Below are 23,987 nucleotides of genomic sequence, written 5' to 3'. Positions count from 1 at the left end.
TTGAAGTGCCATATTAGTGGCCTATGCTGCCGGCGGGCATTTACACATAAGTCGCACGCCCGACATGACGATCGGCACCCAACGCCGCTGGTCGTGGCATAATCCGTGACCTTTCGTTTTCCTTCGCTCAAAGAGAGCAATTCCTTGACCGCTTCAAGCAAAACGTTGCACCTTTTCGGCATCAAAGCCTGCGACACCATGAAAAAGGCGCGCACCTGGCTCGATGAACACGCTGTGAGCTATGAATTTCACGATTACAAAACAGTCGGTATCGACCGCGAACACTTGACCCAATGGTGCAATGAGCACGGTTGGCAGGTGGTTTTGAACCGTGCGGGCACCACCTTTCGCAAACTCGAAGACGAACGCAAAGCCGATCTCGATCAGTCGAAAGCCATTGAATTGATGCTCGCGCAACCCTCGATGATCAAGCGCCCGGTGCTTGATCTCGGTGACAGAACCCTGATTGGCTTCAAGCCAGATAGTTATTCGGCGGCCCTCAAGTAGGCCAGCCCTTACCATTTTTGTAGAGGTAAACGCATGTCCAATTCCCTGTTCAGCCTGGGCTTCGGCGTCGGCACTCAGAACCGCCAAGGTGCTTGGCTGGAAGTGTTTTACGCACAACCGTTGCTCAATCCATCGGCTGAAATCGTCGCGGCCATCGCGCCGGTCCTGGGCTACACCGCAGGCAACCAGGCAATCACCTTCACCGTGACCCAGGCCCTGCAAATGGCTGACGCGCTCAAGGGCGTCGACACTGCCCAAGCCGCCCTGCTCAGCCGCCTGGCTGAAAGCCACACGCCGCTGGTGGCGACTCTGCTGGCCGAAGACGCCGCGCTGACGTCCACGCCCGAGGCCTACCTCAAGCTGCATCTGCTGTCCCACCGTTTGGTCAAGCCCCATGGCCTGAGCCTGGCCGGTGTGTTCCCCCAGCTGCCGAACGTGGCCTGGACCAGCCAGGGCGCAATCGACATCAACGAACTGGCCGAGCGCCAGCTGGAAGCACGCCTGCGTGGCGAGCTGCTGGAAGTGTTCTCGGTGGACAAGTTCCCGAAAATGACCGACTACGTGGTGCCGAGCGGTGTGCGTATCGCTGACGCCGCGCGTATCCGCCTGGGTGCGTATGTGGGCGAAGGCACCACTGTGATGCACGAAGGTTTCGTCAACTTCAACGCCGGCACCGAAGGCCCGGGCATGATCGAAGGCCGTGTGTCGGCTGGCGTGTTCGTGGGCAAGGGTTCGGACCTGGGCGGCGGCTGCTCCACCATGGGCACCCTGTCGGGCGGCGGCAACATCGTGATCAAGGTCGGCGAAGGCTGCCTGATCGGCGCCAACGCCGGTATCGGTATCCCGCTGGGCGACCGCAACACCGTGGAATCGGGCCTGTATGTCACGGCCGGCACCAAGGTCGCGCTGCTGGACGAGCAGAACCAACTGGTCAAGGTGGTCAAGGCGCGCGAATTGGCCGGCCAGCCGGACCTGCTGTTCCGCCGCAACTCCGAGACCGGTGCCGTGGAATGCAAAACCCATAAATCGGCCATCGAACTGAACGAAGCGCTGCACGCTCACAACTAAGCAGCCACTCGATGCCACTGGCGGGCCCCGACCCTGGGGCTCGCTTATACGAGTCTTGAACACCATGCTAGTGCCCTCCCCCTGGCGCGCCGATTTCCCGGCCATCGCCACCCTGCAACGGCAAGACCAGACTTACCTGGACAACGCCGCTACCACGCAAAAACCCCAGGCCCTGCTGGATGCCATCAGCCATTACTACGCCAATGGCGCAGCCAATGTGCACCGTGCCCAGCATTTGCCCGGTGCCCATGCGACCCAGGCGTTCGAAGACAGCCGCAGCAAGGTCGCACAGTGGTTGAACGCAGCTGACAGTGGGCAGATCGTGTTCACCCATGGCGCGACCTCTGCGCTGAACCTCTTGGCCTACGGCCTGGAGCACTTATTCAATGCGGGCGATGAGATTGTCATCAGCGCCCTTGAACACCACGCCAACCTGCTGCCCTGGCAGCAACTGGCCAAACGTCGCGCGCTGACGCTGGTGGTATTGCAGCTGGATGATGACGGCGTGATTGACCTGCAAGCGGCCGCCGAGCTGATCGGCCCACGCACCCGTCTGCTGGCGGTGAGCCAACTGTCCAACGTGCTCGGCACCTGGCAGCCGCTGCCAGCCCTGCTGGCGCTGGCCCAGGCGCACGGCGCGTTGAGCGTGGTCGACGGCGCCCAGGGCATCGTCCACGGCCGCCATGACGTGCGGGCCCTGGGCTGCGACTTCTATGTGTTTTCCAGCCACAAGCTGTACGGCCCGGACGGCGTCGGCGTGTTGTTCGGCCGCAACGAAGCCCTGCACCACCTGCGCCACTGGCAGTTTGGCGGCGAGATGGTGCAACAGGCGGATTACCACAGCGCGAGTTTTCGCCCCGCGCCGTTGGGCTTCGAGGCCGGTACCCCGCCGATTGCCGGCGTGATCGGCCTGGGTGCGAGCCTGGACTATCTCAGCTCTCTTGATCAACAGGCCGTGATCGCCCATGAAGCGTCCCTGCACGACTACCTGCTACGCGGCCTGAAAGCGCGCAATGGCGTCCACGTGCTCGGGTCGCCCCAGGTGGCCCTGGTCAGCTTTGTCGTCGAAGGTGTGCATAACGCGGATCTTGCGCACTTGCTTACCGAGCAAGGCATTGCCGTACGCGCCGGCCACCACTGTGCGATGCCGCTGCTCAAGGCGATGCAGCTGTCGGGGGCCATTCGGGTGTCCCTGGCGCTGTATAACGACTCCGATGACCTGGAACGTTTCTTTGAGGCGCTGGACCAGGCGTTGGACATGCTGCGATGAGCTTGCCCAGGGAAGCCGCCAACGCGCTTGAGGCTTTTCAAGCTGTCGGCAGTTGGGAACAACGCGCGCGCATGCTGATGCAATGGGGCGAACGCTTGCCCGCCTTGGCCGATGAGGAAAAAGTCGAGGCCAACCTGGTGCAGGGCTGTGAAAGCCTGGTGTGGCTGGTGGGTCGTCTTCAGGATGGCCATTGGCAGTTCACCGCCAGCAGCGACGCGCGGATGATTCGCGGGTTGGTGGCGTTGCTGCTGGCGCGGGTCAACGGGTTGTCGGCGGCTGAGTTGCAGGCGGTTGATTTGCCGGAGTGGTTTGCACAACTGGGGCTGTCGCGGCAGCTATCACCCTCACGCAGTAACGGCCTGAATGCCGTCCTGCAACGTATGCGCGAATTGAGCCTTACACAAAATTGAATGTGGGAGCTGGCTTGCCTGCGATAGCGGTCTATCAGTCACAGTAGTAGTGACTGACCCACCGCTATCGCAGGCAAGCCAGCTCCCACATTTTGAACGGTGTAGATATTTAGGATTAGGTGGGCTTGACCCGCTCCGACGGCCTGCGCACCCCGGCCACGATCTTGTCCACCGCCTTGGTCGCCGCCACCATGCCGAACGTGGCCGTCACCATCATCACCGCACCAAACCCTCCGGCGCAGTCCAGCTTCACCCCGTCCCCGACAAAACTCTTCTGCAAACAGATGCTGCCATCCGGCTTGGGATAACGCAGCTGCTCGGTGGAAAACACGCAAGGCACGCTGTAATGGCGGGTAACGGTGCGCGAAAAGCCGTAATCACGGCGCAAGGTAGAACGCACTTTAGACGCCAGCGGGTCATTGAACGTCCGGTTCAGGTCGCACACCTGGATCAGCGTCGGGTCGATCTGCCCACCCGCGCCGCCAGTAGTGATGATCTGGATCTTGCGCCGCTTGCACCAGGCAATCAGCGCGGCCTTGGCGTTGACGGCGTCGATGCAGTCGATTACGCAATCGATATTGGGCGTGATGTACTCGGCCATGGTGTCGCGGGTCACAAAGTCCGCCACCGCATGCACCGTGCAATCGGGGTTGATGCCGCGCAGGCGCTCGGCCATCACGTCGACCTTGGGCTTGCCGACAGTGCTATCCAGTGCATGCAACTGGCGGTTGCTGTTGCTCACGCAGACGTCGTCCAGGTCAAACAGCGAAATCTCGCCCACCCCGCAACGGGCCATCGCTTCCGCCGCCCACGAGCCTACGCCGCCGACGCCGACGATCGCCACATGGGCCGCTTTCAAGCGTTCCAGGCCTTCAATGCCATACAAGCGGGCGACGCCTGCAAACCGCGGATCTTCTGTGCTCATGACCATTACCCTAAAAACCGGCGCGCATTATGGACTACACAGCGACAAGTTCGAAGCGACAGGCTACAAGTGAAGAACTTAGATGACCTTTCGCGGACTAACGTCCGGTTTTTCTCTGCTTGCTGTACGCCCAGGGAAAGACCGGTGTAGGATGCGCGCCGCTCGGCGCAGGCCGACACCTCTTTTCGTTCCACACCCTTTGGAACCCGAAATAGCCATGGCATCGCGTAAATTTGGACTCAACCTGGTGATCGTGCTGGCAATTGCCGCGCTCTTCACCGGTTTCTGGGCGTTGATCAACCGCCCGGTCACCGCCCCCAACTGGCCTGAACAGATCTCCGGGTTCTCCTACTCGCCGTTCCAGCAAGGCCAGTACCCACAGAAAGCCCAGTACCCGAGCGACGACGAGATGCGTCGCGACCTCGAGATCATGAGCAAGCTGACGGATAACATCCGTACCTACTCGGTCGACGGCACCCTGGGCGATATTCCCAAGCTGGCGGAAGAATTCGGCCTGCGTGTGACCCTGGGAATCTGGATCAGCCCGGACCTTGAACGCAACGAGCGGGAAATCCAGCGCGCCATCGACATCGCCAACAGCTCGCGCAGTGTCGTGCGCGTGGTGGTCGGTAACGAAGCCCTGTTCCGTGAAGAGATTACCCCCGAAGCGCTGATCGTGCTGCTGGACCGGGTGCGCGCCGCCGTGAAAGTACCGGTGACGACGTCCGAGCAATGGCACATCTGGGAAAAGCACCCGGAACTGGCCAAGCACGTCGACCTGATCGCCGCGCACATCCTGCCGTTCTGGGAATACATCCCGATGGACAAGGCCGGCCAGTACGTGCTCGACCGCGCCAAGGACCTGAAGAAGTTGTTCCCGAAAAAGCCGCTGCTGCTGTCGGAGGTTGGCTGGCCGAGCAACGGGCGCATGCGCGGTGGCAATGAAACCTCGCCGGCGGACCAGGCGGTTTATCTGCGCACCCTGGTGAACAAGCTCAACCGCCAGGGGTTCAACTACTTCGTGATCGAGGCCTTCGACCAGCCCTGGAAAGTCAGCGACGAAGGCTCGGCGGGCGCTTACTGGGGCGTGTTCAACGCCGCGCGCCAGCAGAAATTCAATTTTGAAGGCCCGGTGGTCGCGATCCCGCAATGGCGCGTATTGGCCATCGGTTCGGTGGTACTCGCGCTGCTGTCCCTGACGCTGTTGATGATCGACGGCTCGGCGCTGCGCCAGCGTGGCCGGACCTTCCTCACCTTTATCGCGTTCCTGTGCGGTTCGGTGCTGGTGTGGATCGGCTACGACTACAGCCAGCAATACAGCACCTGGTTCAGCGTCACCGTGGGCATTCTCTTGGCCCTTGGCGCCCTGGGCGTGTTTATCGTGCTGCTGACCGAGGCCCACGAACTGGCGGAAGCGGTGTGGACCCACAAGCGCCGGCGTGAATTCCTGCCGGTCGTGGGGGATTCGGACTACCGCCCGAAAGTATCGATCCATGTGCCGTGCTACAACGAGCCGCCGGACATGGTCAAACAGACCCTCGACGCCCTGGCCGCCCTCGATTACCCGGACTACGAAGTCCTGATCATCGACAACAACACCAAGGACCCGGCGGTGTGGGAACCGGTGCGCGACTACTGCGAAACCCTCGGCCCGCGCTTCAAGTTCTTCCACGTCGCACCCCTGGCCGGTTTCAAGGGTGGCGCGTTGAACTACCTGATCCCGCACACCGCCAAGGATGCCGAAGTGATCGCAGTGATCGACTCCGACTACTGCGTGTCGCCCAATTGGCTCAAGCACATGGTGCCGCATTTCGCCGACCCGAAGATCGCCGTGGTGCAATCGCCCCAGGATTATCGCGACCAGAACGAAAGCACCTTCAAGAAGCTCTGCTACGCCGAATATAAGGGTTTCTTCCACATCGGCATGGTCACCCGCAACGACCGTGACGCGATCATTCAGCACGGCACCATGACCATGACCCGCCGCTCGGTGCTCGAGGAGCTGGGCTGGGCCGACTGGTGTATCTGCGAAGACGCCGAACTGGGCCTGCGGGTATTCGAGAAAGGCCTGTCGGCGGCGTATTACCACGACAGCTACGGCAAGGGGTTGATGCCGGATACCTTCATCGACTTCAAGAAACAGCGTTTCCGCTGGGCCTACGGCGCGATCCAGATCATCAAGCGCCACACCGCCAGCCTGCTGCGCGGCAAGGACACCGAGCTGACCCGTGGCCAGCGCTATCACTTCCTCGCGGGCTGGCTGCCGTGGGTGGCGGATGGCATGAACATCTTCTTCACCGTCGGCGCGCTGTTGTGGTCGGCGGCGATGATCATCGTGCCGACGCGGGTCGATCCACCGCTGCTGATCTTCGCGATCCCGCCATTGGCGCTGTTCGTGTTCAAGGTGGGCAAGATCATCTTCCTGTACCGCCGCGCCGTCGGCGTGAATCTCAAGGACGCGTTCTGTGCGGCCCTGGCCGGCCTGGCGTTGTCGCACACCATCGCCAAGGCGGTGCTGTATGGGTTCTTCACTACCAGCATTCCGTTCTTTCGCACACCGAAAAACGCGGATAACCACGGCTTCTGGGTGGCGATTTCCGAAGCCCGCGAAGAAATGTTCATCATGCTGCTGTTGTGGGGCGCGGCGCTGGGGATCTACCTGGTGCAGGGCCTGCCAAGCAATGACATGCGCTTCTGGGTGGTGATGTTGCTGGTGCAGTCGCTGCCCTACGTGGCGGCGTTGATCATGGCGTTCCTGTCTTCACTGCCGAAACCTTCGGTGAAGGTTGAGCCTGTTACAGCGCTGTAAAAACCTGCGCCATGCACTAAACGGCGGCCTCTGGCCGCCGTTTTGCTATAAGATAACGGCCGTTTGTGAGACCTGGCCTGACGCTGCTCCCTGTGGGAGCTGGCTTGCCTGCGATGGCATCGCCGCGGTTTACCTGCCGGACCGCGGCGTTTGCATCGCAGGCAAGCCAGCTCCCACAGTGGACCTGCGCCGTTTCAAGTCCATATTCGTCCTGCGCCCACTACACGCTTCCCGGAGTTTTCCCATGACGGCCCATGCCGACCTTTCGCCGACCCTTCAACTTGCCATCGACCTGATCCGTCGCCCGTCGGTCACGCCGATCGACGCCGATTGCCAGAAGCTGATGATGCAGCGCCTGGGCGACGCCGGGTTTGCGCTCGAGCCGATGCGCATCTTCGAGGTGGACAACTTCTGGGCCACCCATGGCAAACACGACGGCCCGGTGCTGTGCTTCGCCGGCCATACCGACGTGGTGCCGACCGGTCCGGTGCAGGCATGGCAGAACGACCCGTTCGACGCACTGATCGATGAACACGGCATGCTCTGCGGGCGTGGCGCGGCGGACATGAAAGGCAGCCTGGCAGCCATGCTGGTCGCTGCGGAGCGTTTCGTCAGCGACTATCCCGACCACAAGGGTTCGGTGGCGTTCCTGATCACCAGCGATGAAGAAGGCCCGGCGCATCACGGCACCAAGGCCGTGATCGAACGCCTGGCCGCACGCAAGGAGCGCCTGGACTGGTGCATCGTCGGCGAACCCTCGAGCACCACGCTGGTGGGCGATGTGGTCAAGAACGGCCGTCGCGGCTCCCTCGGCGCCACCCTGACCGTACGCGGTGTGCAGGGTCACGTGGCCTACCCGCACCTGGCGAAGAACCCGATCCACCTGGCGGCGCCCGCCTTGGCCGAACTGGCCGCCGAGCATTGGGATGACGGCAATACCTTTTTCCCGCCGACCAGCTTCCAGATCTCCAACCTCAATTCCGGCACCGGCGCGACCAACGTGATCCCCGGCGACCTGGCAGCGGTGTTCAACTTCCGCTTCTCGACCGAATCGACCGTTGAAGGCCTGCAACAACGCGTTGCGGCGATTCTCGACAAGCATGGCCTGGACTGGCACGTGGAGTGGGCACTGTCGGGCCTGCCCTTCCTCACCGAACCGGGTGCGCTGCTGGATGCGGTATCGGCAAGCATCAAGGCCATTACGGGGCGCGAAACCAAGGCTTCCACCAGCGGCGGCACGTCCGACGGGCGCTTTATCGCGACCCTCGGCACCCAGGTGGTCGAGCTGGGCCCGGTCAACGCGACGATCCACCAGGTCAACGAGCGCATTCTCGCCAGCGACCTCGATGTGCTGACCGAAATCTATTACCAGACCCTGATCAAGTTGCTCGCCTGATGCTCGCCTGCCCCCTTTGCAGCGCACCGCTCAACGCGGTGGACAATGGCGTGGCCTGCCCGGCCGGGCACCGTTTCGACCGCGCGCGCCAGGGTTACCTGAACCTGTTGCCGGTGCAGCACAAGAACAGCCGCGACCCGGGCGACAACCTGGCCATGGTCGAGGCCCGCCGCGACTTCCTCAACGCCGGGCACTACGCCCCGGTGGCCAGGCGCCTGGCCGAGCTGGCCGCTGAACGTGCCCCGGCGCGTTGGGTCGACATCGGTTGTGGCGAGGGTTACTACACCGCGCAAATCGCCGCGGCCCTGCCCCACGCCGACGGCTACGCGCTGGATATCTCCAGGGAAGCGGTCAAGCGCGCCTGCAAGCGCAACCCGGCGCTGACCTGGTTGATCGCGAGCATGGCCCGGGTGCCGTTGGCCGATGCCAGCTGCCAGTTCCTGGCCAGCGTATTCAGCCCGCTGGACTGGCAGGAGGCCAAGCGCCTGCTCAGCCCCGGCGGCGGCTTGATGAAGGTCGGGCCGACCAGCGGCCACCTGATGGAACTGCGCGAACGCCTTTACGACGAAGTACGCGAGTACACCGACGATAAGCACCTGGCCCTGGTACCGGACGGCATGAGCCTGGCGCACAGCGAAACCCTGACGTTCACGCTGAGCCTGGCCGAACCCCAGGACCGCGCCAACCTGCTGGCCATGACGCCTCACGGCTGGCGCGCCAGTGCCGAGCGCCGCAAGGAAGTGATCGAGGCCGCCGAACCGCTGCTGGTCACTGTGTCGATGCGCTATGACTATTTCGTGCTTCAATAAACGACTTTTTTCCGCGAATGGATTTTCGAATCCCGCAACGAGGAACATCCATGCGCCAACCCGATATCGAGATTTACCTGAAGGACGCCGACGTCGACCACAAAGCCATCGCGGCCTGGCTGGGCGCCGCCCTGGGCCCGTGTACCGACTGGGTCCAGAGGGGCCAGACCTACAAGTGCAAGGCTGGCAACGTGCCGGTAACCTGGCTACCCAAAGCGGTAGGCAAATGGAACAGCCTGTACCTGGAAAGCGACCAGACCCCATGGGAAGACGACATCGCCTGCGCCCGCGCCGCTTTTGCCGCACTGAACGTGGAAGTGCGTTGCGCACCGGGGACCTGGGTTGAGGAAGAAGGCGAGGACAGTGCCGATCGCTGGATGCGCATCAGCGCGGACGGTGAAGAAGAGATCACCTGGAAAACTGCCTGACTCAAACCTGCAAACCCAATCGAAATGTGGGAGCTGGCTTGCCTGCGATGCAGACACCTCGGTCTGTCAGTAAGACCGCAGTGATGCTATCGCAGGCAAGCCAGCTCCCACATGGGTTGGGTTACCAGCCCGAGGTCTTTACAGGCCCACCACATCCTCCGCCTGCAAGCCCTTCTCGCCGGTCACCACGGCGTATTCCACCTGCTGGCCTTCAGCCAGGGAACGGTGGCCCTCACCGCGAATGGCGCGGTAGTGCACGAACACATCCATGCCGTCTTCGCGCTGGATGAACCCATAGCCCTTTGCATCGTTGAACCACTTCACATTGCCGGTTTCGCGCTCTGCCATCTGTCTTACTCCCACATGCATTTTTATTGTTGAGTGAGCGGTGTTGAACTGCCGAGTATAAGACAGGCTCAAAAACGATCAACTCAAGTTTACATCGCTGCTTTTTTGCCGATTTTCGGCGAATACGGCACACTACGCGCCCGAGCGCCTGCTCGGTTTTTTCCACTTGAAGCAGCACGCCTATGACCCGCTCTCCGTTCCGCCGTCTAGTGTTTGGCACCTTGCGCCGACTGTTGTACCTCTGGGTTCGCTCAGAGACGATCAACCAGTCGTCCCTAACCCTCAACCTGGACCGCAGCCGGCCGGTGTTCTACGTCCTGCAATCGCCCTCCCTCAGCGAGTTGGCCGTGGTCGACGCCGAGTGCACCAAGGCCGGCCTGCCGCGCCCGGTGCTGCCGGTATCGGTAGGGCCGCTGATGGAACCGGCGGCGTTCTTCTACCTCACGCCGGAACCGGACTGGCTCGGCCGCCAGGACAAGCGCGGCGCACCGCCAACCCTGACCCGTCTGGTCAACACCCTTGCCGAGCACGCCGAAGAGAATGCACAAATCATTCCCGTCAGCGTGTTCTGGGGGCAATCTCCCGAGAGCGAGTCCAGCCCGTGGAAGCTGTTGTTTGCCGATAGCTGGGCGGTCACCGGGCGTCTGCGCCGGTTGTTGAGCATCCTGATCCTCGGGCGCAAGACCCGTGTGCAATTCTCCGCGCCTATCAACCTGCGTGAATTGATCGAGCACAATAAAGGCCACGAACGTACGGTGCGCATGGCCCAACGCATCCTGCGTGTGCACTTTCGTAACCTGAAGACCGCGGTAATCGGCCCCGACCTGTCCCACCGGCGTAACCTGGTGAAGGGATTGGTCAACATGCCACTGGTGCGCCAGGCCATTGCGGACGAAGCCGAGCGGGAGAAAATCTCCCCGGAGAAAGCCAAGTCCCAGGCCCTGCGCTACGGCAACGAGATCGCTTCGGACTACACCTACACGGCGATCCGCTTTCTGGAGGTGGTGCTGAGCTGGTTCTGGAACAAGATCTACGACGGCATCAAGGTCAACAACATCGAAGGTGTGCAAAAGGTTGCCCAGGGTTACGAGGTGATCTATGTGCCTTGCCACCGCAGCCATATCGACTATCTGTTGCTGTCCTACCTGCTGTTCAAGAACGGCCTGACGCCGCCGCATATCGCCGCCGGGATCAACCTGAACATGCCGGTGATCGGCAGCCTGCTGCGCCGTGGTGGTGCGTTTTTCATGCGCCGCACCTTCAAGGGCAACCCGTTGTACACCTCGGTGTTCAATGAATACCTGCACACCCTGTTCACCAAGGGCTTTCCGGTGGAGTACTTCGTCGAAGGCGGCCGCTCGCGCACCGGGCGCATGCTGCAGCCGAAGACCGGGATGCTCGCGATTACGCTGCGCAGTTTCTTGCGCTCCTCGCGCATGCCCATCGTGTTTGTGCCGGTGTATATCGGCTATGAGCGCGTGCTCGAAGGCCGCACCTACCTGGGTGAGCTGCGCGGCGCGAGCAAGAAGAAAGAGTCGATTTTCGATATTTTCAAAGTGGTCGGCGCGCTCAAGCAGCGCTTTGGCCAGGTCGCGGTCAACTTCGGCGAGCCGATCAAGCTGGCCGAATTCCTCGACGCCGAGCAACCGGACTGGCGCACGCAGGAGCTGGGCCCGAACTACAAGCCGGCCTGGCTCAACGCAACCACCCACCGCCTCAGCGAACAAGTAGCGCGCCATTTGAACGAAGCCGCGGCGGTGAACCCGGTGAACCTGGTGGCGCTGGCGCTGCTGTCCACCACGCGCCTGGCGCTGGACGAACAAGCCATGGCGCGCCAGTTGGATCTGTACCTGGCCTTGCTGCGTCGCGTGCCTTATTCGCCCCATACCACCCTGCCCGAGGGCGATGGCCTGGCGCTGATCAAGTATGTGAAAGACATGAACCTGCTGTCGGAACAGAGTGATGCCCTGGGTAAGATTCTGTACCTGGACGAGCAGAACGCTGTCCTGATGACCTACTACCGCAATAACGTGCTGCACATCTTTGCCCTGCCGGCATTGCTGGCGAGCTTCTTCCAGAGCAGCTCGCGGATGAGCCGCGACCAGGTCCTGCGCTACACCCACGCGCTGTATCCGTATCTGCAATCGGAGCTGTTTATCCGTTGGTCGCTGGAGGAGCTGGACACTGTGATCGACCAGTGGCTGGACGCGTTTGTCGAGCAAGGCCTGCTGCGTTTCGAGAAAGACGTCTACCTGCGCCCGGCGCCGAGTTCGCGGCATTTCGTATTGCTGACGTTGCTCTCCAAGAGCATCGCCCAGACCCTGCAACGCTTCTACATGGCGATTTCGCTGCTGCTCAACAGCGGCCAGAACAGCATCAGCGCCGAGGAACTGGAAGACCTGTGCACGATCATGGCCCAGCGACTGTCGATCCTGCATGGCCTCAATGCCCCGGAGTTCTTCGACAAGAGCCTTTTCCGACATTTCATCCAGACCTTGCTGGAGCAAGATGTGCTGCGCCGCGATGAGGCCGGCAAGTTGAGCTACCACGACCTGCTCGGCGAACTGGCCGAAGGCGCCGCCAAGCGCGTATTGCCGGCGGAGATTCGCCTGTCGATCCGCCAGGTAGCCCTGCATCGTGTAGATGGTGCAGCCGAAGCGCCGGTGGAACCACAAGCGCTCGATCCTGAGGAAACCCGCTAGATTTAAACCGGAGCCGGTGAAATGCCGGCGCCGTTGAAAAGGAGCTGCACCATGAAAAAGATCATCCTCCTGGGCCTCACCGCCCTGCTTGGAGCCTGCCAGTCCATGAGCCCTACCCCCAAGGCCAGCCTCGCAGGCGAAGTGTTTTATCTGCAACGCATCGCCTTGCCGCCGACCGCGACCTTGAGCGTCAGCCTGCAGGATGTGTCGCTGATGGACGCCCCGGCCGTCACCCTGGCCGAGCAGAAAGGCCCGGTCAAAGGCCAGGTGCCGCTGCCGTTTCAACTGAGCTATGACCCGGCCCAAATCAAACCCGGCCACCGTTATTCGGTGAGCGCTCGCATCGAGGTGGATGGCAAGCTAATGTTCATCACCACCGAACGCCACGCCGTGCAGCTCAACGGCCAGGATCCGCAACCGTTGCGCGTGCGCGTTGACGCTGTGACCCATTGATAGCCTCTAGAACATAAGCCATAGCAAAAGGAAGCACCCATGCTCCGTAAATCCCTTCGTCTCACTGCCCTGTGTGCCGGCCTGCTGTTCGGCGCCAACGCCATGGCCCTGGACTTGAGCAGCCTGTCCCAGGGCGACGCCAGCGGCGGCCTCAAGGACGCATTGACCCAAGGTGCGCAGATCGCCGTGAAACAACTGGGCGTTCCCGGTGGTTTCAGCAATAACCCGGAGGTGAAGATCGGCCTGCCTGGCAAACTGGGAAAGGTCGCCGACAAGCTGAAAATGTTCGGCATGGGTGACCAGGTCACGCAGTTGGAAACCAGCATGAACAAGGCGGCCGAAACCGCCGTGACCCAGGCTCAGCCGATCCTGGTCAACGCCGTCAAGAACATGAGCGTGACCGACGCCAAGGGCATCCTCAGTGGTGGTCAGGACTCCGCCACACAGTACCTGAACAAAAGCAGCCGCGACCAGATCCGCGCCAAGTTCCTGCCGATCGTCAAGGCTGCTACCGATAAGGTGGGTGTCGCCCAGCAGTACAATGCCCTGGCCGGCAAGGCCGCAGCCTTTGGCGCGCTGGACGCCAAGAGCGCCAACGTCGAAAACTACGTGACCGAACAGGCGCTGGATGGGTTGTTCAAGATGATAGCCAAGCAGGAAGAAACCATCCGCGAGAACCCTGCGGCTGCCGCGACCAGCCTGGCGAAGAAAGTCTTCGGCGCCCTGTAAAGCCACGCATGAGTCCGGGCAAGCGCGGGATGCTCGCTTGCCCGGCCCCAAGAAGTCCTCGTGTAATTAGAAAATCTTCCCTAGAAGACCGATACCACCAAAAGCGATCGCACCCAAAGGCATGACGCCGAAGCCTATCGCCAGGCTCTTGCCGGGCTTGCACGCATCCTTGCAGGGGTTGCTCGGCTTGGCCGGTTCAGGTTTGCCAGGCTCGCAGGGGTTGCTGCTGCAGGCTGGCCGGGAAGCGCTGACATTGATATCAATTTTCATAAACACTCCTTGAATCATCAGATTTAAGCTCCCACCAACAGGGGTGAAGCCCTGCCGGCAAAAGACCTGGCAATCAGGTAATGCATGAGTGGCCCTTGCCCAGCAAACGTTCCCGGCTTCTGAATCCCTTTGTGAAAACCCCTACGACAAACTTTTACACGGCCTGGGGTTTGACCCGAAACCATGCCGCGTACAACGCCGGCAAAAACAACAGCGTCAATGCCGTCGCCACAATCAACCCGCCCATGATCGCCACGGCCATTGGCCCGAAGAACACACTGCGCGACAGCGGGATCATGGCCAGCACCGCCGCCAGGGCGGTCAGTACAATCGGGCGGAAACGTCGAACGGTGGCTTCGATGATCGCTTGCCAGGGTGCCAGGCCGGCCTTGATGTCCTGTTCGATCTGATCCACCAGAATCACCGAGTTACGCATGATCATGCCGGACAGCGCGATGGTGCCCAGCATCGCCACGAAGCCGAAAGGCTGGCGGAATACCAGCAGGAACAAGGTCACACCGATCAGCCCCAGCGGCGCGGTCAGAAACACCATGGCCGTGCGCGAGAAGCTGCGCAGTTGCAGCATCAGCAGGGTCAGCACCACCACGATAAACAGCGGCACGCCGGCCTTGACCGAGTTCTGGCCACGGGCGGAGTCCTCGACCGTACCGCCGACATCCAGCAGGTAACCGTCCGGCAGCTCGGCACGCACGCCTTCGAGGGTCGGCAGGATCTGCTGGACCAACGTCGCCGGTTGCTCCTTGCCATAGATGTCCGCGCGGACGGTCACCGTTGGCAGGCGGTTGCGGTGCCAGATAATGCCCTCTTCGAAGCCGTATTCGAGGGTGGCGATCTGTGACAAGGCTACGCTCTTGCCGTTGGCGGTAGGCACGGCCAGGCTGGGCAGCAATGACAGTTCGGTACGTTCCTGCACAGTGCCGCGCAGGAGAATCTCGATCAACTCGTTGTCCTCCCGGTATTGACTGACGCTGGAGCCGGTCAACGAACGCTGCAGGAATTTCGACAGGTCGGCCGTGCTCACGCCGAGGGCACGGGCGCGGTCCTGGTCAATATTGAGATAGACGATCTTGCTGGGCTCTTCCCAGTCCAGGTGCACATTGACCACATGGGTATTCTCGCGAACCCTGGCCGCCACTTTGCGTGCGAGGGCACGCACCTCTTCGATATGCTCGCCGGTCACGCGAAACTGCACCGGGTAGCCCACGGGCGGGCCGTTTTCCAGGCGCGTGACCCTTGAGCGCAGGTCGGGGAATTGTTCATTGAGGGTTTCGATCAACCAGGTGCGCAGGGTTTCACGTTCCTCGATGGTTTTAGCCACAACGACAAACTGGGCAAAACTGGCGGCCGGCAACTGCTGGTCCAGCGGCAAGTAAAAGCGCGGCGAACCGGTGCCCACATAGGCCACGTAGTTGTCGATGCCGGCGTGCTCCTTGAGCAGCGCTTCCAGGCGCTTGACCTGCTCGGCGGTGTTGCTCAACGAGGTGCCTTCGGCCAGCTTCAGGTCAACCATCAGCTCCAGACGGCCGGACGCCGGAAAGAACTGCTGCGGCACGAAACGGAACAGAGCGACCGAGCCGATAAACAGCAGCAAGGTCAGCACGATCACGGTTTTACGCCGCCGCACGCACCACTCCACCACACGTCTGACGCGCTGGTAGAAGGGTGTGCCGTAGGGATCCGGGCCATCGGTGCCATGCTTGGCTGCATGAATTTTCGCCAGGTCCGGCAGGAGTTTTTCCCCCAGGTAAGGCACGAACACCACGGCGGCGACCCAGGAAGCGAGCAACGCAATGGTCACTACTTGGAAAATCGAACGGGTGTATTCGCCGGTGCTCGACTGCGCGGTGGCAATCGGCAGGAAGCCCGCCGCCGTGATCAGCGTACCCGTGAGCATCGGGAACGCGGTGCTGGTCCAGGCGAAGCTGGCGGCTTTGAGACGGTCGTAACCTTGCTCCATTTTGATCGCCATCATTTCCACGGCGATGATGGCGTCATCCACCAGCAAGCCCAACGCCAGCACCAGGGCCCCGAGCGAGATCTTGTGCAGGCCGATGCCGAAGTAATACATGGCGGCGAACGTCATCGCCAGCACCAGCGGAATCGCCAGGGCCACTACCATGCCGGTGCGAACGCCGAGGGAGAAGAAACTCACCAGCAGCACGATGGCCAAGGCTTCGGCCAACACCTGCACGAATTCGCCGACGCTGGTTTTCACCGCCGCCGGTTGGTCCGACACCTTGCGCAGCTCCATGCCCGCCGGAAGGTTCTTCTGCAGGCGTGCGAACTCGCCCTCCAGCGCTTTGCCCAGGACCAGAATGTCACCGCCGTCACGCATGGCCACGGCCAGGCCAATGGCGTCAGCCCCCATGAAGCGCATGCGCGGTGCCGGTGGGTCATTGAAACCACGGTGGATCTCGGCCACATCGCCGATGCGCAAGGTTCGGTCACCTACGCGTAACGGGAAGTCGCGGATTTCTTCGACGGTCTGGAAGTTACCCGACACCCGCAGTTGCACGCGTTCGCTCGGCGTTTCAAAGAAGCCGGCGGTGGAGACCGCATTCTGTTCCTGCAGCGCCTGTTGCACCGCCGCCAAGGGCAAGCCGAGGGTGGCGAGTTTGAGGTTGGACAGTTCGATCCAGATCTTTTCGTCCTGCTGGCCGAGCAGCTCGACCTTACCCACATCCGCTACACGCTGCAGTTGTATCTGGATGCGGTCTGCGTAGTCCTTGAGCACGGCGTAGTCGAACCCATCGCCGGTCAGGGCGTAGATATTGCCAAAGGTGGTGCCGAATTCATCGTTGAAAAACGGCCCCTGGATATCCGGCGGCAGGGTCTGGCGGATGTCGCTGATCTTCTTGCGCACCTGGTACCACAACTCGGGGATCTGCGCCGAATGCATGGCGTCACGCGCTATAAAAGTGACCTGGGACTCACCGGGGCGCGAGAAGGAGACAATGCGTTCGTACTCACCGGTCTCCATGAGTTTTTTCTCGATGCGTTCGGTGACTTGCCGCGAGACTTCCTGGGCCGTCGCGCCGGGCCAGTTGGTCTTGATCACCATCGCCTTGAAGGTGAACGGCGGGTCTTCACTTTGTCCCAGCTTGGAGTAGGACAAAGTGCCGACCACTGCCAGCAGGATCATCAGGAACAGTACGATCTGGCGATTACGCAACGCCCATTCGGAAAGATTGAAACCCATCGGGGACTACTCCTTGGCCGCCAGATTCACCACACGGTTGGAGCGATCCACCGGGCGCACTTGCTGGCCCTCGTGGAGCACATGCACGCCGGCGGCGATGACCCAATCGGTCGGGGCCAGGCCTTCGAGCACCGGGACGGTTTTTTCACCAAAGGCGCCGATACGAACCGGCACGCGCTCGAGGGTGTTGCCTCGCTGCACCCGCCAGACATAGGACGCACCGTTCTCGGCGCTGACGGCGGACAGCGGCACTGACAGCGGGATAACACCGTCAGCCTGTATGAACACGCGAGCGCTCTGGCCCAATTCAGCCGGGACCTTGCCGCCGGTGAACGCCACCCGCGCAGCAAACGTACGCGATTTCGGGTCGGCCGCCGGCGACAGCTCACGGATACGTCCGGCAAAGCGCTGGTCGGGCTGGCTCCAGAGTTCAACCGATACCGGCTGACCGATCTTGAAGCGACCAAAACCCTGTTCCGGCAGACTGATCAGCACTTCGCGTTCGCCATCGGTGGCCAGGGTGAACACGGTCTGGCCGGCGGACACCACCTGGCCGACCTCCACCGCGCGCCTGGCCACCAACCCGTCCTGTGGCGCACGCAGCACGGCATAGCCCGCCTGGTTGCCGGCCACGTCGAACTCGGCCTTGATCTGCTTGAGGCGTGCAACACCTGCCCGGTAGAGGTTTTCGGCATTGTCGTACTGGGAACGGCTGACCATCTGACGGTCCATCAGGGTCTTGTAGCGGTCGCGCTCGGCACGCACCAGGCTCAGGTTGGCCTCGGCGGCGGCGACCTGGGCGCGGCTTGCTTCCAGTTGCAAGCGCACATCCTGCGGGTCGAGTTCCGCCAGCGCCTGGTTGGCCTTGACCCGCTCGCCCTCCTCCACCAGGCGCTTGCTGACCTTGCCGCCAATGCGAAAGGCCAGGTCCGGCTCATAGCGGGCGCGCACTTCGCCGGGATAGCTGTCCATCGACTGCGAAGAAGGCTGTGGCTGCACCACCATTGCCGGGCGGACGGCGGTCTGGACCGCTTCCTCATGGCCACAACCGGCCAGCAGGAAGACCAGACTGATAGGCAACGCAAAGGGCAGGAAAGTGCTGCGCATGCTGTAGGACCTTTCGCAAATGAAGCTAGGAATAATTATACTGGCGGGTATGTTATTAATACCAAACTCACCAGTCCAGTATTAAAGGTGAAAATGTCCGACAATCCTGTGAACACCAATAGCCCCGGGCGCCCCAAGGACATGGCAAAACGCCAGGCTATCCTCGAAGCCGCAAAAATTCTTTTTTTGAGCAATGGCTACGCCAGTACGAGCATGGATGCCGTAGCACTGGAGGCCGGCGTGTCGAAACTGACGGTCTACAGCCACTTCAACGACAAGGAGACGCTGTTTACCGCTGCGGTGGTGGCCAAGTGTGAGGAGCAACTGCCGGTGATGTACTTCGAGCTGCCCGCGGGCATGCCCGTAGAGACTGTGTTGTTGAATATCGCGCGGGGGTTCCATCGCCTGATCAACAGCGAAGAGTCGGTCAACCTGCATCGCCTGATGATGACCACCGGCAACCAGGACGTGAAACTCTCGCAGATCTTCTTCGAGGCAGGGCCCATGCGCATGCTGCAGGGCATGGAGCGCCTGCTCGGCAAGATCGACCAGAGCGGCGCGTTGAGCATCGACAAACCGTTTACGGCGGCCGAGCACTTCTTCTGCCTGCTCAAGGGCACGGCGAACTTCTGCTTGTTATATGGCTGCGGTGGGCAGTTGAGTGAAGAAGCCGCCGAGGAGCATGTGCGGGAGGTGGTGGGGTTGTTTATGCGGGCTTATCGGCCTTGAAGCCCGGCGATGAGCCCAGGCCTCTACACATTATTTGTAGTGAGCGGGCTTGTCCCGCGCTGGGGGGCGAAGCCGCCCTAATCCGGCCAGCGCATTCTTCCAGGCAGAACTCAGGCGTCTGGTTTTGGGGCGGCTTCGCCACCCAGCGCGGGACAAGCCCGCTCACTACAGAAAGTTGTGCAGATACCCAGGCCTTCTCAAGACCAGTGAAGTCTCAAGGCTTGAGGGCTTTCCTGGGATAAATGTCATACCGGCTGGACTTGCCATCCAGCGCATGGCTTGGCTTGGGCCCCTCAATGCACGGCGCCTTGCGTGGACGCTTGACCACCACGCGGTGGCTGGCCAGGGCCAGGGCGGCGGCCAACAGCGCGGGGGCATCCGGATCGTCGCCGACCAGCGGCCGGAACAGACGCATTTCCTTCTTCACCAGGGCGGTTTTCTCACGGTGTGGGAACATCGGGTCGAGGTAGATCACCTGGGGCGGCTCGCCTTCCCAACTGCGCATCACGTCGATGGAGTTGCCCTTGAGCAACTTCATGCGCGCGACGATGGGCGCCACCTCACGATCCTGCGCACCGCGCGCCAAGCCGTCTTCGAGCAGGGCGCAGATCAGAGGTTGGCGCTCGATCAGGCTCATCTCGCAGCCCAGGCTGGCCAGCACAAAGGCGTCCTTGCCCAGGCCGGCCGTTGCATCAAGCACCCGTGGGCGCACGCCTTGGGCGATGCCCACGGCCTTGGCGATCATCTGCCCGCTGCCGCCGCCATAAAGGCGTCGATGCGCCGCGCCGCCTTCGACAAAGTCCACACGCACGGGCCCTGGCGCATCCGGCCCGAGCTGCTGCAATTGCAGCCCATGTTCGCCAACCTGCAAGGAAAACTCCGCATCCGCTACCGCTAACGGCAAGCCAAGCTGCTGCGCCCATTGCTCGGCACGGTGCTTGAACCCTTCGCCCAAAGCCTCGACCTGGATGCGGCTGGCCGCTGGTTGTTCGCTCATCAATCGCTACGCTCAAAAATATTAAGGATCGGCCAATACCGGCCGATAAAAACAACAGTCAGGTATTTTGCCAGAGCTGAGCGTCGACCGAGAAAAATGTCAGACATTCTCCCCCTAACCATCGGTGTACTGCCGACCCACAACCACTACGGCCTGCGCAATACTCAAGCGCTGGCCGGGGTGAGTCATGTGTGGCAGGACTTCTTCGCCCGGGCATTGGCCGAGCAGCTCGGCGATACGCCGGACGCGCTCACGGTTCGAGCACCGGCTGCGGTGGACCCGGCAGTAGAACCCAGCGAAGGCGCCGACCTGCTGTCGCAGATCCTCACCCAGCGTGAGTGCGACGTAAAAGATACCGAGATCGCCCCGCCGGAGCCGTTGTTCCTGCCAATCGCCGAGTTCGAGACCGAACTGCTGCCGCCAGCCGCCACGCCGTTCCCGGCAGAAGAAATCGTCGCCCAGCAACACCAGCAGGACTTCGAAAGCGGCTGGGTACGGCCGATCGTACTGACCGCCGGCCTTCCATTGCCAGAACCGGGTCCGGCGCCGCAGCCACGCCCATTGCACCTGCCCATCGCCGAATTCGAGTTGGACCTGCTGCCTCCCGCCGCCACGCCGTACTCGACCGAAGAGCTGATCGCGCAACAAAAGGCGCTGGACTTCGATTGCTACTGGGCACGCCCGCTGGTCGCTCACAACCTGCGCCTGGCCGCTTGAACCTCAGCGACACACCCACCAACGCCCCATGTCCAGATGAAAGTGATTGCGGTGCGCCGCGTTGTAGTCGGGACCCAGCACCACGTTGAAATTGTCGCAGGCTCCCTCGCGTACCCGGCGCAGGAACCGTGCATTATCGCCCTCCCCCGGCCAATCCTTGAGCACACTGATGCTGCGCCCATCCGCCAGGCGGAAACCGGCGATGTCCAACGCATTCGCCGAGGCATGCTGGCTGAGTCGCCCGTCGGCACGGTTATACATATTGCGGCAGGCAAAGCTGCCGAGGTGATCGACCCGCGTTACCGCCTGGCCGAAGATCGTCTGGGCCGCCGGTTGCAGGCTGTGGCGCTCAAACAAGGCGAAGGCCACCGCCAGCGGGCAACTGGCGAGAAAGCTGCTGCTTAGCCCAACCGCCGCGCCCTGTACGCGCAAGGTGTTGCGCAGCGGGCAAGCGGTATCGGCAGGCGAATCGGCCTGGTGGCTGACGCGCAGGCCCGATGTTTTCAGCACCTGGTCGCACAGTGCCGGGTCGTCCTGCAGGCGCCCCAGCTTATAGCGCGTCAGCAGATTCGGGTTGGCGCGTACATCAAGCGGCGCCCACGGGTTCCACTGCGCAGGCAGCGGCACCCAGCCGCGCCAGACGCCAACGGCAAAAGCACCCACCAGGATCAGCAGCACGCCAACCGTGTTGAAGAAACGCACCGCCTACCCCTTGAAGAACTGGTTGGCCTGACTGAACGGCATCTTGCGCTCGGTAAACGTGAATGTGCCCAGCTCATACATTTCCCGGGCCGCGCGGTAGAACTCACCATAGGCGGCCAATGCCAGCGCCGAGCCGACGCTGATCCGCCGTACGCCCATCGCGCTGAGCTGCGCGACGCTGAGGTTCAAGCCGCCGGACATCAACACATTCACCGGCTTGGGCGCCACCGCCTTGACCACTGCGAGCACCTCCTCGGCAGTGCTCAGGCCCGGCGCATACAACACGTCGGCCCCGGCCTCGGCGTAGGCTTGCAGCCGGCGGATGGTGTCCGGCAAATCCAGGCGCCCATGCAGGAGATTTTCCGCGCGGGCCGTCAATGTAAAGGTGAATGGCAGGCTGCGGGCGGCGGCAACGGCGGCTTCCACGCGCTCGACGGACAGCTCGAAAGGATAGATCGGCTCGGCGGCAATGCCTGTGGCATCTTCGATGGAGCCCCCGACGATACCGCTGGCAGCGGCACGCAGGATGGTCCGGGCGCAGCCTTCGGGTGTGTCGCTGAAACCGTTTTCCAGGTCGGCGGCCACCGGCAACGCAGTGGCCTGGGCGATCATGCCGGCATTGAGCAACGTGTCTTCCAGGGACAACGCCCCCTCCGCATCGGGCCGCGCCAAGCTGAACGCGTAGCCCGCACTGGTGGTGGCCAATGCTTCAAAACCCAGGCTGGCCAGCATCACGGCGGAGCCTGCGTCCCACGGGTTGGGCATCACGAATGCACGGCCGCGTTCATGCAAGGCCTTGAAGGTGTCGGCGCGAAGGGTTTGGGCATCCATGTCGGGCTCCTGGGCGGAAAAGGAGCCCTAGAGTAACCCCAGTTGCTCCGCTACGGGAGCTCGATCCAGGGTTGGCAGTGGCGGCAGGCCAGGCAGGCGTGCCATCAATTGATCGTGGAAACGCAGGGCCAGTTGCGCGGCGAGGCGGTTGTCCGAGGTGTGCAGGAACACGTAAGGGGTGCGGCCTTCTTCGATCCACCCTGCGACCTTTTCGACCCAGGACTTGAGGAACGGGTCGTTGGCTTCCAAGTCGGGATGGCCGATAAAACGCACTTGGGGAAACTGCGTCAGCGCGGCCGGACGGGTTGGCACCTTGGGCTTTCTTGACTGCGCATGCAGCACAGCCGGCGAGGTGGAGGTGCAACTGAACAAGGCACGTGGATCCAGGCAAATCCGCTCGACGCCACGGTCACGCAACAAACGGTTGAGCCTGCGTTCGGCATCGCCCTTGGCGAAGAATTCCGAATGCCGCACTTCGACGGCCATAGGACGCTCGACCCCATCGATGAAGCCTGCCAACTCGCCCAGGCGCTGCGCCGTGAACGTCGCGGGCAGTTGCAGCCAGAGCGGCGAAACCCGCTCACCCAGAGGGCTCATCAGCCCGACGAAGCTCTCGGCAGCCGGCAATTGTTCAATCAGGTTGCCGCTGTGGCTGATATCGCCGGGAAACTTGGCGGTGAAGCGAAAATCGGCAGGCATGATCTCGGCCCAGCGCTGCACAGTGGCGGCCGAGGGTCTGGCATAAAACGTGGTGTTGCCTTCAACGGCATTGAAGACTTGGGAATACAGCGCGAGGTAATCGGTGGAACGCGCATCGGCCGGGTACAGGTATTCGCGCCAGGCGTTTTCGCTCCAGGACGGGCAACCGAGGTAGTAAGGCAGACGCATCAGATGTGGATGTCGAGACCCAGCACTTCCATATCCCATTCGACAAAACCGGCGGTGGTCAGATAGCTGGCCAGGGCGGTGGCGACGCTTTTGCTCATTGAGCGCGGGAAGACCATGTCTTGCTGACGGGCGGGAAGACCGCTGATACGTGCTTGAGTGTTGGCCTGCGCCTCGGATTGGACTTCGATGAAGTCCGGCGAATCCTCGACGGACTCGTCTACCGTGACGTTGGCCTTTCGCGGCTTACGCTTGACGGGGTAGGACGGTGAGGAAAATCCATCTATACGCATATATGCGAACTCGGTATCAGTGATGGCATTTTAGTGGCGACTTCCGTTGCGCGCAAATGCTCTGGTGATAACTAGAACACATAATTTGAAAAAGGTTTAAAAACGGGGGCAGATTCTGACGATTGGTGCAACTTGCTGCCGTGGCGGCCTTCGGGCCGACCAGGTCGTTGGGGCTTTATGAGTACATATCCATTTCTGCGGTAACGGCGACTATTGGTTCCGCTTTTACAGCGGGTCACTTTGGAAAAGAGCCCCAAAGTAACCAAATGTATGGTCAGCCCACCTTTTGCTATCCAGTCACGATGAACGGTAAATCAGGCTTGCGCTAATGTATCCGGGCTCCTTGTGAGCGCGGGTACACGCTCGGCCCTTGATGAGTATT

23 protein-coding genes are annotated in these 23,987 nt (G+C 61.8%); 13 read left to right on the top strand and 10 right to left on the bottom strand.

Translation table 11 applies throughout. From position 1 onward, the window contains the following. The first annotated feature begins 198 nt into the window (after positions 1–198). The 4 genes from BLL36_RS03210 (at position 199) to BLL36_RS03195 (ending at position 3,255) form a co-directional block, all read left to right on the top strand. Positions 199–507 (top strand): arsenate reductase, encoded by a 309-nt coding sequence (locus BLL36_RS03210; RefSeq protein WP_231998992.1) that lies wholly within the window; start codon positions 199–201, stop codon positions 505–507. Between the two features lie 33 nt (positions 508–540). Then, on the top strand, positions 541–1,575 hold the full coding sequence (gene dapD, locus BLL36_RS03205; protein ID WP_076950019.1) for a 2,3,4,5-tetrahydropyridine-2,6-dicarboxylate N-succinyltransferase: 1,035 nt from the start codon (positions 541–543) through the stop codon (positions 1,573–1,575). Positions 1,576–1,639: 64 nt separating this feature from the next. After that, positions 1,640–2,845, top strand: coding sequence for an aminotransferase class V-fold PLP-dependent enzyme (locus BLL36_RS03200; protein ID WP_076950018.1), 1,206 nt, complete (start codon positions 1,640–1,642; stop codon positions 2,843–2,845). Further along, positions 2,842–3,255, top strand: a complete 414-nt coding sequence (locus BLL36_RS03195; protein ID WP_076950017.1) for a SufE family protein — start codon at positions 2,842–2,844, stop codon at positions 3,253–3,255. Before BLL36_RS03200 ends, BLL36_RS03195 begins: the two co-directional genes overlap by 4 nt. A gap of 115 nt (positions 3,256–3,370) precedes the next feature. Here the strand turns inward: BLL36_RS03195 and tcdA are convergent, their stop codons facing one another. Then, a complete protein-coding gene (gene tcdA, locus BLL36_RS03190; RefSeq protein ID WP_394329469.1) occupies positions 3,371–4,180 on the bottom strand; it encodes a tRNA cyclic N6-threonylcarbamoyladenosine(37) synthase TcdA in 810 nt (269 codons plus the stop codon). 217 nt (positions 4,181–4,397) lie between these two features. On the opposite strand from tcdA, the gene BLL36_RS03185 reads away from it, so the two are divergent. The 4 genes from BLL36_RS03185 to BLL36_RS03170 all read left to right on the top strand — a co-directional run bounded on the left by BLL36_RS03185 (position 4,398) and on the right by BLL36_RS03170 (position 9,622). Then, complete coding sequence (locus BLL36_RS03185; protein WP_076950015.1) at positions 4,398–6,989, top strand: glycosyltransferase; 2,592 nt, start codon at positions 4,398–4,400, stop codon at positions 6,987–6,989. Positions 6,990–7,233: 244 nt separating this feature from the next. Further along, positions 7,234–8,385: a succinyl-diaminopimelate desuccinylase gene (dapE, locus tag BLL36_RS03180; protein WP_076950014.1), complete on the top strand. Its 1,152-nt coding sequence runs from the start codon at positions 7,234–7,236 to the stop codon at positions 8,383–8,385. Then, positions 8,385–9,194 carry a putative RNA methyltransferase gene (locus BLL36_RS03175; RefSeq protein WP_076950013.1) on the top strand — a complete coding sequence of 270 codons (810 nt, stop codon included), beginning with the start codon at positions 8,385–8,387 and terminating at the stop codon, positions 9,192–9,194. Before dapE ends, BLL36_RS03175 begins: the two co-directional genes overlap by 1 nt. A 50-nt stretch (positions 9,195–9,244) precedes the next feature. Next, a complete protein-coding gene (locus BLL36_RS03170; RefSeq protein ID WP_076950012.1) occupies positions 9,245–9,622 on the top strand; it encodes a hypothetical protein in 378 nt (125 codons plus the stop codon). A 138-nt stretch (positions 9,623–9,760) separates the two neighbouring features. On the opposite strand, the gene BLL36_RS03165 is transcribed toward BLL36_RS03170, so the two are convergent. Beyond that, positions 9,761–9,970 (bottom strand): cold-shock protein, encoded by a 210-nt coding sequence (locus BLL36_RS03165; protein ID WP_076950011.1) that lies wholly within the window; start codon positions 9,968–9,970, stop codon positions 9,761–9,763. Between the two features lie 182 nt (positions 9,971–10,152). On the opposite strand from BLL36_RS03165, the gene plsB reads away from it, so the two are divergent. Genes plsB through BLL36_RS03150 form a run of 3 tightly spaced genes read left to right on the top strand, consistent with a single transcriptional unit; the run spans position 10,153 to position 13,854 of the window. Further along, positions 10,153–12,672: a glycerol-3-phosphate 1-O-acyltransferase PlsB gene (gene plsB / locus BLL36_RS03160; RefSeq protein ID WP_076950010.1), complete on the top strand. Its 2,520-nt coding sequence runs from the start codon at positions 10,153–10,155 to the stop codon at positions 12,670–12,672. 51 nt (positions 12,673–12,723) lie between these two features. Next, positions 12,724–13,125 (top strand): YbaY family lipoprotein, encoded by a 402-nt coding sequence (locus BLL36_RS03155; RefSeq protein WP_076950009.1) that lies wholly within the window; start codon positions 12,724–12,726, stop codon positions 13,123–13,125. Between the two features lie 39 nt (positions 13,126–13,164). Continuing rightward, complete coding sequence (locus tag BLL36_RS03150; RefSeq protein ID WP_076950008.1) at positions 13,165–13,854, top strand: DUF4197 domain-containing protein; 690 nt, start codon at positions 13,165–13,167, stop codon at positions 13,852–13,854. Positions 13,855–13,920: 66 nt separating this feature from the next. On the opposite strand, the gene BLL36_RS03145 is transcribed toward BLL36_RS03150, so the two are convergent. The 3 genes from BLL36_RS03145 to BLL36_RS03135 form a co-directional block, all read right to left on the bottom strand. Beyond that, entirely contained in the window at positions 13,921–14,124 is a 204-nt protein-coding gene (locus BLL36_RS03145; protein WP_076950007.1) for a hypothetical protein, read from the bottom strand. 154 nt (positions 14,125–14,278) lie between these two features. Continuing rightward, positions 14,279–17,344, bottom strand: coding sequence for an efflux RND transporter permease subunit (locus BLL36_RS03140; RefSeq protein WP_076950006.1), 3,066 nt, complete (start codon positions 17,342–17,344; stop codon positions 14,279–14,281). A 6-nt stretch (positions 17,345–17,350) separates the two neighbouring features. Next, positions 17,351–18,451, bottom strand: a complete 1,101-nt coding sequence (locus tag BLL36_RS03135; protein WP_076950005.1) for an efflux RND transporter periplasmic adaptor subunit — start codon at positions 18,449–18,451, stop codon at positions 17,351–17,353. Between the two features lie 93 nt (positions 18,452–18,544). Here BLL36_RS03135 and BLL36_RS03130 point away from each other — a divergent pair, with 93 nt between their 5' ends. Further along, the gene (locus tag BLL36_RS03130; RefSeq protein ID WP_076950004.1) at positions 18,545–19,180 is read left to right on the top strand and encodes a TetR/AcrR family transcriptional regulator; all 636 of its coding nucleotides are present in this window, start codon (positions 18,545–18,547) and stop codon (positions 19,178–19,180) included. A gap of 214 nt (positions 19,181–19,394) precedes the next feature. Here BLL36_RS03130 and BLL36_RS03125 read toward each other — a convergent pair whose 3' ends face one another. Next, positions 19,395–20,177: a class I SAM-dependent methyltransferase gene (locus BLL36_RS03125; protein ID WP_076950003.1), complete on the bottom strand. Its 783-nt coding sequence runs from the start codon at positions 20,175–20,177 to the stop codon at positions 19,395–19,397. 96 nt (positions 20,178–20,273) lie between these two features. Between BLL36_RS03125 and BLL36_RS03120 the strand changes: the two genes are divergently transcribed. Further along, the gene (locus tag BLL36_RS03120) at positions 20,274–20,894 is read left to right on the top strand and encodes an energy transducer TonB (protein ID WP_076950002.1); all 621 of its coding nucleotides are present in this window, start codon (positions 20,274–20,276) and stop codon (positions 20,892–20,894) included. Between the two features lie 3 nt (positions 20,895–20,897). On the opposite strand, the gene BLL36_RS03115 is transcribed toward BLL36_RS03120, so the two are convergent. The 4 genes from BLL36_RS03115 to BLL36_RS03100 are packed head-to-tail and all read right to left on the bottom strand — an operon-like array spanning position 20,898 to position 23,605. Beyond that, positions 20,898–21,596 (bottom strand): extensin-like domain-containing protein, encoded by a 699-nt coding sequence (locus BLL36_RS03115; RefSeq protein WP_076950001.1) that lies wholly within the window; start codon positions 21,594–21,596, stop codon positions 20,898–20,900. A 3-nt stretch (positions 21,597–21,599) separates the two neighbouring features. Continuing rightward, entirely contained in the window at positions 21,600–22,427 is an 828-nt protein-coding gene (locus BLL36_RS03110) for an isocitrate lyase/PEP mutase family protein (protein WP_076950000.1), read from the bottom strand. 27 nt (positions 22,428–22,454) lie between these two features. Beyond that, positions 22,455–23,315: a DUF72 domain-containing protein gene (locus BLL36_RS03105; RefSeq protein WP_076949999.1), complete on the bottom strand. Its 861-nt coding sequence runs from the start codon at positions 23,313–23,315 to the stop codon at positions 22,455–22,457. Further along, positions 23,315–23,605, bottom strand: coding sequence for a hypothetical protein (locus BLL36_RS03100; RefSeq protein ID WP_076949998.1), 291 nt, complete (start codon positions 23,603–23,605; stop codon positions 23,315–23,317). Before BLL36_RS03100 ends, BLL36_RS03105 begins: the two co-directional genes overlap by 1 nt. Positions 23,606–23,987 lie beyond the last annotated feature (382 nt).

Origin of the sequence: Pseudomonas cedrina subsp. cedrina, assembly GCF_001983175.1 — a bacterium.
In the GTDB taxonomy this organism is placed as follows: domain Bacteria; phylum Pseudomonadota; class Gammaproteobacteria; order Pseudomonadales; family Pseudomonadaceae; genus Aquipseudomonas; species Aquipseudomonas cedrina.
Note: the sequence above shows the minus strand (reverse complement) of the source record. Positions and strands in the feature narration are given on the sequence as shown.